This is a genomic window from Comamonas testosteroni (assembly GCF_030505195.1).
GTDB lineage: Bacteria > Pseudomonadota > Gammaproteobacteria > Burkholderiales > Burkholderiaceae_C > Comamonas > Comamonas testosteroni_G.
Window position 1 is genome coordinate 2,006,679 of sequence record NZ_CP129672.1, and the last position, 11,864, is coordinate 2,018,542.

General features: G+C 59.2%; 3 protein-coding genes. 1 reads left to right on the forward strand and 2 read right to left on the reverse strand.

All coding sequences use genetic code 11. From position 1 onward, the window contains the following. Positions 1-224 precede the first annotated feature (224 nt). On the forward strand, positions 225-7,829 hold the full coding sequence (locus QYQ99_RS09235) for a cadherin domain-containing protein (protein WP_302092363.1): 7,605 nt from the start codon (positions 225-227) through the stop codon (positions 7,827-7,829). 549 nt (positions 7,830-8,378) lie between these two features. On the opposite strand, the gene QYQ99_RS09240 is transcribed toward QYQ99_RS09235, so the two are convergent. Together QYQ99_RS09240 and QYQ99_RS09245 are read right to left on the reverse strand one after the other, a co-directional pair. Beyond that, positions 8,379-9,605 (reverse strand): HlyD family efflux transporter periplasmic adaptor subunit, encoded by a 1,227-nt coding sequence (locus QYQ99_RS09240; RefSeq protein WP_302092364.1) that lies wholly within the window; start codon positions 9,603-9,605, stop codon positions 8,379-8,381. A 3-nt stretch (positions 9,606-9,608) separates the two neighbouring features. Beyond that, positions 9,609-11,864, reverse strand: coding sequence for an ATP-binding cassette domain-containing protein (locus QYQ99_RS09245; protein ID WP_302092365.1), 2,256 nt, complete (start codon positions 11,862-11,864; stop codon positions 9,609-9,611).

Here is an 11,864-nt window from a genome sequence, read left to right on the forward strand (position 1 = left end):
CCTAGCACTGATTTATGTAACAGCCCCTCCAATCGGGAAGGTTTCCATACAGGCAACTCTAAGCGGCGAAGCTTAGAAATGCTCAGTTTCATTTTTATATGTTTTGTTACTCTATTGTGAGATGTACCTATGGGGATAGGCGTTCGTAGGCTTGAGGTATGCCCTCGAGCCTTGAGATGCCTGTGAAGCCCAAGGAATTCGCAGCGCAGCCCAACCGATTCTCCATGAACAAAACCACCGCCAAGACTCAATACAAACTCAGCACCCGCAAAGGTGAACTTATCTTGCAGGCCGGTCAGGCCCAAGCGCACAAGGCGGTGTCTGGCGAGAGCTACCGCGTTCTCAAGCGCCGTGAGGGCGATGCTGGCGATGAATTGGCTGGCGACGTAGTGGCACAGCGCAGTGGTACAGACCTGCAACTAGATTATGCGGACGGAACGCGGTTGACGCTGCAGGATTACTTCACTGAATGCAAGCCCGGAGCCGACTGTGCTGTCACCCTTGCTGGCGATACGCCTCAGGGCTGGCAGCTCACCGCCTCAGCCAATGACGGTGCGGGACTGGCCGACGGCAGTACCGTGCTGTATGCCCATGGCGCCCCTGAAGCGCTGGCCAGCATGGTGCCGACCCACCCTGGGTTGGAGCAGCCATTGGCTGGGCTCAAAGGTGATCTGGTGACCTATGTTCCGCAGGATTCGAGCAGCGTGGGTTGGCTTGCGGGCGTGGGAGCGGGTAGCGCTGGTCTGCTGTTCGCCGGTGGCGGCGGCGGTTCGGCAGCCGTTGCCACCGCCAGCGTGCACAACCTGGTCACGCTCAGTTTTGTGGGTGGCCCCGCTCTTAAAGACAACGATCTGAGCGTCAGCGTCTACCAGGCTGATGGCAAGACCTTGCTGGGCACGGGCAAGCTCGGCGCCGACGGCATGGTGACCGTGGATGTCAAGGACTATCAGGGCGCGGTCATCGTCAAGCTGGTCAATGGCGGCAGTGCCTCCGATTACCTAGACGAATCCACGGGCATCGGAAAGGATCTGGACACTACTCTCTATTCAATGGGCGTCATCACCACGCCTAATTCCACGTTGAGCCTGAATGTCAACGTGCTCACCACCATCGCCTATAACAAGGCTCAGGAGGCCGCAGGCGGCACGCCCGAAAATCCCAGTCTTTTGACAGCGGAGCAAGTCAGTCGGGCCGCCAGTGCCATCAGCAAGGTGTTTGGCGTGGACGATATGTTGCACACCCCCGTCATTCCCACCAACGGAGGTCAATACAACCCCGGTGATGGCCTGAGCCCAGGAGAGACATATGGCTCGCTGTTGTCGGCCTTCTCGGGAGCTGACAAGAACGGTACTGGCAAGGTGCAGGACACTCTGGACAAGGTGCTCGCTGGCATCACCGTGAGTGGTGGCATGACTGTAATCAGCAAAGAGGCTCAGGACTTGCTGATTGAAGGTTCCAAAGTGGGTCAGATTCCAGGTGCTGATCAGAATAATCCCACCGGCGGCGTGGGAGGCATCGTCGATACTTTTGCACCTGTGTTCAGCTCCGGTGCAAGCGCTACCGCAGCCGCTATCGAAGAAAACATTGGCGAAGGTCAAGTAATCTATCAAGCAGTGGCCATGGATTCCAACAGCGTGCGCTACAGCCTTGCCGAAGGCGGCGATGCCGCCGCTTTCAGCATCGACGCCCAAACCGGCAAGGTCACGCTGATTGCCAACCCGAACTACGAGAGCCAGTCCAGCTATAGCTTCACGGTGGTGGCCACCGATGCAGCAGGTCACAGCAGCCAGCAAAACGTGACGCTGGCCGTCAACGATGTGGATGAAAACCCACCGGTGTTCAGCTCGGGCGCCACAGCCCAGGCGATTGCCGAGAACAGCGGCGCCGGCCAGGTGGTCTACACGGCCGTGGCGACCGATGCCAGCGAGTTCCTCTACAGCCTCAGCGGCGAGGATGCCGCCGCTTTCAGCATCAATGCCCAAACCGGCAAGGTCACGCTGCTTGCCAACCCGGACTACGAGAGCCAGTCCAGCTATAGCTTCACGGTGGTGGCCACCGATGCGCTGGGCAACCACAGCCAGCAAAACGTGACGCTGGCCGTCAACGATGTGGATGAAAACCCACCGGTGTTCAGCTCGGGCACCACAGCCCAGGCGATTGCCGAGAACAGCGGCGCCGGCCAGGTGGTCTACACAGCCGTGGCGACCGATGCCAGCGAGTTCCTCTACAGCCTCAGCGGCGAGGATGCCGCCGCTTTCAGCATCAATGCCCAAACCGGCAAGGTCACGCTGCTTGCCAACCCGGACTACGAGAGCCAGTCCAGCTATAGCTTCACGGTGGTGGCCACCGATGCGCTGGGCAACCACAGCCAGCAAAACGTGACGCTGGCCGTCAACGATGTGGATGAAAACCCACCGGTGTTCAGCTCGGGCGCCACAGCCCAGGCGATTGCCGAGAACAGCGGCGCCGGCCAGGTGGTCTACACGGCCGTGGCGACCGATGCCAGCGAGTTCCTCTACAGCCTCAGCGGCGAGGATGCCGCCGCTTTCAGCATCAATGCCCAAACCGGCAAGGTCACGCTGCTTGCCAACCCGGACTACGAGAGCCAGTCCAGCTATAGCTTCACGGTGGTGGCCACCGATGCGCTGGGCAACCACAGCCAGCAAAACGTGACGCTGGCCGTCAACGATGTGGATGAAAACCCACCGGTGTTCAGCTCGGGCACCACAGCCCAGGCGATTGCCGAGAACAGCGGCGCCGGCCAGGTGGTCTACACGGCCGTGGCGACCGATGCCAGCGAGTTCCTCTACAGCCTCAGCGGCGAGGATGCCGCCGCTTTCAGCATCAATGCCCAAACCGGCAAGGTCACGCTGCTTGCCAACCCGGACTACGAGAGCCAGTCCAGCTATAGCTTCACGGTGGTGGCCACCGATGCGCTGGGCAACCACAGCCAGCAAAACGTGACGCTGGCCGTCAACGATGTGGATGAAAACCCACCGGTGTTCAGCTCGGGCACCACAGCCCAGGCGATTGCCGAGAACAGCGGCGCCGGCCAGGTGGTCTACACAGCCGTGGCGACCGATGCCAGCGAGTTCCTCTACAGCCTCAGTGGCGAGGATGCCGCCGCTTTCAGCATCAATGCCCAAACCGGCAAGGTCACGCTGCTTGCCAACCCGGACTACGAGAGCCAGTCCAGCTATAGCTTCACGGTGGTGGCCACCGATGCGCTGGGCAACCACAGCCAGCAAAACGTGACGCTGGCCGTCAACGATGTGGATGAAAACCCACCGGTGTTCAGCTCGGGCGCCACAGCCCAGGCGATTGCCGAGAACAGCGGCGCCGGCCAGGTGGTCTACACAGCCGTGGCGACCGATGCCAGCGAGTTCCTCTACAGCCTCAGTGGCGAGGATGCCGCCGCTTTCAGCATCAATGCCCAAACCGGCAAGGTCACGCTGCTTGCCAACCCGGACTACGAGAGCCAGTCCAGCTATAGCTTCACGGTGGTGGCCACCGATGCGCTGGGCAACCACAGCCAGCAAAACGTGACGCTGGCCGTCAACGATGTGGATGAAAACCCACCGGTGTTCAGCTCGGGCGCCACAGCCCAGGCGATTGCCGAGAACAGCGGCGCCGGCCAGGTGGTCTACACGGCCGTGGCGACCGATGCCAGCGAGTTCCTCTACAGCCTCAGTGGCGAGGATGCCGCCGCTTTCAGCATCAATGCCCAAACCGGCAAGGTCACGCTGCTTGCCAACCCGGACTACGAGAGCCAGTCCAGCTATAGCTTCACGGTGGTGGCCACCGATGCGCTGGGCAACCACAGCCAGCAAAACGTGACGCTGGCCGTCAACGATGTGGATGAAAACCCACCGGTGTTCAGCTCGGGCGCCACAGCCCAGGCGATTGCCGAGAACAGCGGCGCCGGCCAGGTGGTCTACACGGCCGTGGCGACCGATGCCAGCGAGTTCCTCTACAGCCTCAGCGGCGAGGATGCCGCCGCTTTCAGCATCAATGCCCAAACCGGCAAGGTCACGCTGCTTGCCAACCCGGACTACGAGAGCCAGTCCAGCTATAGCTTCACGGTGGTGGCCACCGATGCGCTGGGCAACCACCGCCAGCAAAACGTGACGCTGGCGATCAGTGATGTGGAGGAAATACCTCCGACGGTGAGCTCTGTCAGCATTGGTGCAACTGGTGGTCAGAACAACACACTGAATGCTGGCGATATTGTCAATGTGACTGTGACCATGAGTGAAGACACGCTGGTTGAAACCAACAACGGCGTTCCGCGCATTGCGCTCAATCTGGGAGGCAACACGGTATATGCAGACTATGTCTCTGGCGGCGGAACATCTAGCCTAGTCTTCCAATATGTCGTACAGGCCGGCGATGTTGATGCAGACGGCATAGCCATACCTGCCGATGCATTGCAGCTCAATGGTGGCGTTCTCAAGGACGCAGCTGGCAACCATGCGCTATTGAATCATCCACCGTTGGAAGATGAATCGGCATACCGAGTCGATACCGAAGCACCTTCAGCCCCAGCGCTGAGCCTTGTCAACGATACCGGACGTGCTGACGGAGTCACCAGCAATGCGACGCTCAGCACCAGTGGTACCGAAGCTGGAGCGCTTGTTGAGTACCGTATTAAAGCTGGCTCGGGAGATTTTGGTGGCTGGTCCGCGAACTATGTGGCGCCCACGGTTGATGGTCTATACACGGTAGAAGTGCGTCAGGTTGATGCAGCTGGCAATGCTTCCGAATCCGGACGTTTGGAGTTCGCCCTCGATACCACTGCTCCAGCAGCCCCGAGCCTTCAATTGCTTGCGAGCAGCGATAGCGGACGTTTCGATAGTGATGGCATTACCAATGTTTCGGTTCCCACGTTGCGGGTGTCTTTGGCGGGCAGTGGCGCCACGGCCGCAGTCGCTGGCGATGTAATTAAGGTATTTTTGGGCGGATCGAATCAGGTGGGTACCGCAACCCTGACGGCGGACGATATTTCAGCAGGCTATGTGGAAATAGCCACCAGCAGTCTTGGAGCAGACGGCGTCAAGAGCCTGACGGCCACACTGACCGACGGTGCCGGCCATACCAGTGCAGCCAGTGCGGCGCTGAGTTTGACGCTGGACAGCATTGCCAAGCAGTTGGTTGGAGAGGGACAATTTAACCAGCAGACCGGGGTGACCAATCCATTTGCAGGCGTATCTGCCGGGCAATGGGCTTTTCCTGCACTGGGCGACCTGAATGGCGATGGCCGGCTTGACCTGGTAGTCGGTATGGATGGCAGTTCCAATCGGGTTCGGACCTATTTTCAGCAGGAGAATGGCAGCTTTGTGCTGGCCAGCGGTGCCAACGATCCCATGGGGGGAGCGATCTTGCCTGCCCCTGTCTATGATTCGTTCCCAGCTCTGCTGGATGTCAATGGCGATGGCTTGCTGGACATGCTGGTTGGAGTCGGTGGCGGGGCCGTCAAGTATTTCAAGAACACCGGAACGGCCAGCCAGCCACAGTTCACGGAGCAAACGGGTAACAACAATCCCTTTGCCAGTATCGTGCGCCAGTCCTATTCATTTCTGGCGGCAGGAGATGTCGACGGAGATGGTGACGATGATCTGGTCGTGGGACAGTTCGGGCAAAGTGGCGGCGCCATTCAGCTTTGGCGAAACGACGGCAGCGGCATTTTTACGCAGATCAGCGGAGCGTCCAATCCCTTCAACAGCCTTGAAGGTACTAGTTCATCTCCCCATTACTACATCCCATATCTGGGGGATTTCAATGGCGACGGCAAGCTGGACTTTGCTGTCTATGGCAAAGAAGGGAAGATCTGGTTGTACCAAGGCAATGGCCAGGGACAGTTTGTCCAGGAGGTCGCAGGCAACCCGTTCAAAAATTTGACGTTTAACATTCCCTTTGCTGCAGCTGGGGATATAGATGGCGATGGTGATGCCGATTTTCTGATTGGTGACTCAGGAGGAACCATCCGCTATTTCCGCAATGATGTGACCTTTGCCCTGCGTTTGGCAGATGATCAAATCAACACCGGCAAGGGGACCAGTTCGGTCTCAACCTATGTTTCGCAGGATCTCAAACTGAGTGGTTCGGGTGCTGAGGCCAATGCGCTCATCACCATTGCATTGCAAGGCAGCAACACACCTATCGGCCAGGCAACTGCCGATGCGACCGGTAAATGGTCCTTCACCTGGACCGAAGCCCTGGCTCCGGGAGAATATCTGCTGAGCGTGAGTCAAACAGATGTCGCTGGCAATACCTCTATCGCTTCTGCACCCTATAGCGTGGTCGTGCAGCATATTCCTACGCCCCAAGTCACGCTGATTCAAGACACGGGCGTTGACGGTAGCGACGGCATTACCAGCAGCGCAGCCTTGGCTGCCGCAGGGCAGCTCTCCGGCTTTGTGATGGAGTACCGCGTCAAGGAAGGTTCCGGCGCATTTGGCGAATGGAGCTCCTCTTATACAGCACCCACTGCGGACGGTTTGTATACCGTGGAAGTACGCCAGCGCGATGCGGCCGGCCACACCTCAGGCGTCGCCAGCCTGGATATCACGCTTGATGCGCACAATCCAGTCTTCAGCTCCGAGACCGTTGCGGCCGCAATTAACGAGAACAGCGGTGCGGGCCAGGTGATCTACACCGCAGCAGCCACTGATGGTCACGCGGTGGCTTACAGCTTGAAGGCAGATGGCGATGCAGCCGCCTTCAGCATCGATTCAGCGACCGGCCAAGTTACGCTGACAGGTAATCCTGATTTCGAGGCCAAAGCCGGCTACAGCTTCACGGTGGTAGCTACCGATTTGGCAGGCAACCACAGTCAGCAGTTGGTGACGTTGGCCATTAATAATATGGACGACACGACGCCCACGCTAGTGACTGCCAACCCTGCCGATGACGCCAGCAATGTGGCGGTGGGTGCCGATATCGTGCTGAGCTTCTCCGAAGCTGTGCTGGCGGGCACAGGCTTCATCCGCATCGTCAATGATGACAATCCGAACCTATCGTTGACCATTGATGTGCTCGACAGCAGCCAAGTCAACATCAACGGTGCGACGGTGACTGTTAATCCGAGCAGCGATTTTTTAGCTGGCGGGAACTACCACATTGAAGTGGACAGCGGCGCGCTCAAGGATGTGGCGGGCAACAGCTATGCGGGCATCAGCGGCGGCACTGCACTGAATTTTGCGGTCACTGCGGGCGAACCCTTAAGCCGCACGTTGATGGTGTATAGCGAAGGGGTGTATGTGGACCAGGACGGCAATGGAGTGTTCAGCCAGGGCGACATGGCTTTGGTGACCAAAGGTGCCATGGGCTGGGAATACACCGAGGCGGCTATAGGTACACCGGGTTTTCATGGAGTAACGGGCAATGCAGTGATCAATGGACTTCAAGATGGCACTGGTCATACGATCGATCTGGCTAACGACGCTTGGACAGTGAAGTTCATGAGCGTCGTCGGCCCCAAACTTGACTTGAATGGTTTGGGTGCCAATGACTTCCTGGAAGTTGTCATGGACGACAGCACTGTCTACAACAACACGGGCATGGGGTTGGACATGGGGGAGCTGAATCAGAGCTACGCTTACTGGCAGCAAACCGACGAAGGCAACTATTTCAGAGAAGTCACGCACTACTATTACGACGGCAACTCGGGCGGCGCGGATGCAGAACTGCGCGTGGAGGTGGATGCCCAGGGTGTGCATGCTATGTACAGCAAACCGGACGATAGCGGTACGCTGGAGCTGGCTGTCGGGATTGGCTCAGGGTTTGATTTCGAGAACCATCTCGCCTTCTGGACGCCCATGCCTACGTGATTTTTAGGTCTTCGAGTGACGGCATTTCGTCGTCGCTTTAATAGCGTCCAACGCTTTGTTGAAAAGCGTTGGACGCTATTTTTATACATACCTCAATACCGGCGGGACTCGCTTCATGTTCTGCCCTGTTCGGCATAGCGCGTATCAAAGTCAGCTTTCGATGAGCTTGACTGGGAGAAGATCCAAAGAGTTGGGGGAGCAATCTGCACTTCTTGGCCACTGGGGTTTGAGCTTGCCAGACTGCAAGAGTCCAAAGGGCCGGTACGAAGGCACAGCCTTGCCTGAAGTTCAAGTGCGCCGGAATGAAAAAGGCAGGAGACCCCCCCTGCCTGATAGTACAGTCCTACGGGTTCATGGCATCTAGTGCCACTCGCCGCAGGTTGATGCGTCATCGAGGCCTGTTGTACTTTGCGTTAGCTTTTGAGGGTACGCACCATGTTTTCTGCATCCCGCATGATCTGCCGGCGATAGAGCTTGGCGCACTGCCTTGATTGGCACAAGGAAAAGCGTTGCTATGAATATAGGCAACGCGTCCGTGTGTGTTGTAATTCAACGCTCCTTGAAGGACTCGCTGATCGTCTTGTTCAGCGGCTTGAGCAGATAGTTCATCAGCGTGCGCTCTCCGGTGCGTATGTCCAACTGCGCGGTCATGCCGGGCAAAATTTCCAGCGTGCGTCCGGTGCTGCTGACCACGGGCTGACCCGGCTTGGGCATCTGAGGCCGCACGTGAACGCGATAATAAATTTCTTCGCCGCGCGGCGTATTTTCCTTGAGCGTGTCGGCACTGACATAGGTCACCTCGCCCTGCACGGAACCATAGATGGTGTAGTCGAATGGATCCAGGCGCACCGTGGCTGGTAGACCTACGCGCACGCGCGCAATGTCGGCGGGCAGTACCTTGGCTTCAAGAATGAGTGCATCGTCCTGGGGCACGATCTGCATGATTTCCTCACCCGCCCGCAACACGCCGCCCAGTGTGGTGACGCGCACATTCTTGACAATGCCGGAGCCGGCTGCGGTGAAGATGCTGTCATGCACTTCCTGACGGCGGCGGGTTCTCAACTGGCTGACCTGGCTGAGTTCGTCCTCGGCCTTGCTCAGGTCGGCGCGGGCATCCTCCAAAAATTTGTTGCGCCGACCAATAAGTCTGGCCTCGGCATCGTTTACGCCGCGCTGTGCGCGTAGCGCTTCGGCAGTACTAACGTCACCGGAGCGCTGCAGCCCTTCCACCAGCACCAGCTCCTTGCGAGCCAGGTCCACGGCGGTTTGCAGGGTGCGCAGATCTTCCTGCAGGCCTTGGCGACGCTGCACGAATAAGGCGCGCTCGATGGCGGCCTGCTCGCGCAGGCCAGCGCTGACCTGGCCAGGGAATTGTGGTGCGGCCAGGCCCATGGCTTCTGCGCGCAGTCTGGCGATTCTGGCTTGCAGGCCGGCAATGCGGGCATCGACTTCGCCTGCGGCCGCTTCCAGCCGCGTGGGGTCCAGCCTAGCCAAAAGCTGGCCGGCACGCACCTGATCTCCTTCTCTAACATTCAGTTCGGACAATACGCCTCCATCCACGGACTGAATGATTTGCACCCGGCTGCTGGCAATGACCTCGCCGCGCGCCTTGGCAACTTCGTCGATCTGGAAAAACATGGCCCACAGCACAAAGCCGACCAAAGCAAGCGCAATGCCCCAGATCAGACCGGCAGCTGCGCGGCTTTGGTGGTAGTTTTTGAGGCGCTGCACGCGGGCGGAGTCAGCGCTCTCTTCTTCAAACAGGTCTATGGGCATGCATTACTCCTTCGTCTGTGCCGCCATGCCGCCAAGCGTTGCAGCCGGAGTGCTGGTGGGGGTGGCATGCGCCGCAGTCTGAGGCTGCACACGTACTTGCCGCAACTGCATCGCTGAGGGCTGCTGAGGCGCTGCAGCGTCGGGCATAGTGACCGGGGCACCACCAGCACGAGCCATCAAGCCGGGCATGACTTGGTCAGGCCGACCATCACGACTGACTTGACCCTGCTGCAGCACGATGACGCGGGTGGCCAGCGCCATGGCGGCCATGGGCCGATGTGTGGACACAATAAGAATGTCCTCTGGGCGCAGCAACTGCTGCAACTGCTGCCAGACACGAGCCTCGGCATCGCCGTCCAGGGAGGCAGTGGGTTCATCGAGCAGCCAGATGCGGGGACGAGCCATCAGCACGCGAGCCAGGCCCACGAGCTGCCGTTGGCCGCCGGACAAGCCTTCGCCGCCTTCGCTGATTTCCATATCCATGCCTTGCGGGCTACCGGCCGCGACCTGGTCCAAGCCAAGTGCGCGCACAGTTTCAAGCATGGCGGAATCACTGACGGCACCAGACAGTGATAGATTGCTGCGCAGCGTACCCTTGAACAATTGCACGTTCTGAGGCAGGTAGCCGACCTGGGTGCTGACGAGCTGAGGGTCTATCTCCCACAAGTCAGCATCGCCCAAGCGTACGCGGCCTTCGCTGGGGCGATATAGGCCGGCCAAAACCTTGAGTAAAGTGGATTTACCACCGCCCACGGGGCCGAGCAGCAGCACGCGCTCACCGGACTTGAATTCGAGACGTGGCAGATTCAGCAGTTGAAGCGGGGAGTTGGGAAAGGCAAAGCGCAGTTGCTCGACGGCCAATCTCTCGGGCTGGCGCTCGGGCAGAAGCAAGGTCTGGTGAGGGCGGCGCTCGGGGTTGAGTTTCAACAGGCCATTCACCATTTGCAGCGATTCGCTGACCTGCTGCCATTGCACCAGATATTGCACCCCCTGGGCGATGGGTGCGATGACTCGCCCGCCTAGGATACTGCAGGCGATCATGCCGCCCATAGTCAGATGTCCGGCTTCGACCTGCCAGACGCCAACGACGATAGCGGCAACATAGGCCAGCGTGGATAGACTGGCTGTAGTGGTGGCACTGAAATGAGCCAGGGATTTGTGCTGGATGCTATAGCCAGCAATCGACTGGCTCAGCTTCTGCCAGTCCTGGGCAAAGCGCCAGCCAGCATGACTGGCACGTATGCTTTCCGCACCCCGAATGCTATCCACCAGCAGGCCCTGGCGCTCGTTGCTGCGCATCATCTGCTGGCGGGTCAGCCGACGCAGGCGCAACCGGGTGTACAGACCTATCAGCAGCGCCACGGGCAATATACCGGCATAGACCCAGCCGATATGCCCGCCAATCAGTGCGATGAGGCCGATGAAGAGCAGCGCAAATGGCAGATCTACCAGCGCGAAGATGATGCTGGATGAGAAAAACTGCCGTACCGAGTCCAGCGCTCCGACCTGCGCTGCAAGTGTGCCGAGGCTTCGCGGCTGTTGATCAAGCTGTAAGCGCAGCAGATGTTCATAGACCCGCTGGGACAGGCGCTGATCCATGCCACAGCTCACACTGTCCAGGATATGGGCGCGCAACGTCTTGAGCAGCCAGTCCAAACCTATCATCAGCAACATGCCGACAGTCAGGGTGGCCAAGGTCGCGTAGGCCATTGTGGGAACGACGCGGTCATAGACCTGCATGGCGAAGATAGAGGTCGGGATCGCTAACAGGTTCACCAGCAGAGTGGCGACCACCACACGTGGAATCCAGCCCCGGCTGCGCAGCAATTCGTGCCAGACCATATGCAGTGCCGGGTTGCTTGGGTCTTCTTCTGCGTCGTCTCTACTGTGCCTAGCCGGGGCACGTAGCCACAGCACCTCGGCTTCATGCAAGGCATCTTCAGTGCACTCACACTGTGCGGCGCCCTCACGACTCAGGCTGATCCGTCCGGGAGCCGTGCGCTCGGCAAGCCACCATTCCTCTTTAAACCAGAGCAATGCTGGTAGCCGGCGTGGATCCAGACGGCGCCAAGGCAGTATGGCTGCCTGGATATCCTTCAGGCCGGCCTCCACCAGCAACTGCCTGAGTTGCTCCAGTGGGTGTACCTGTGTCCGGGTTTTCGATGCGTGGCCGTAGGCCTGGGCCAGTTCTGAGGCGTTGGCACTGATACGCAATTTGCCCAGCAGGGCCTGCAGTTCGGGCAGGGATACGGGTTTCAT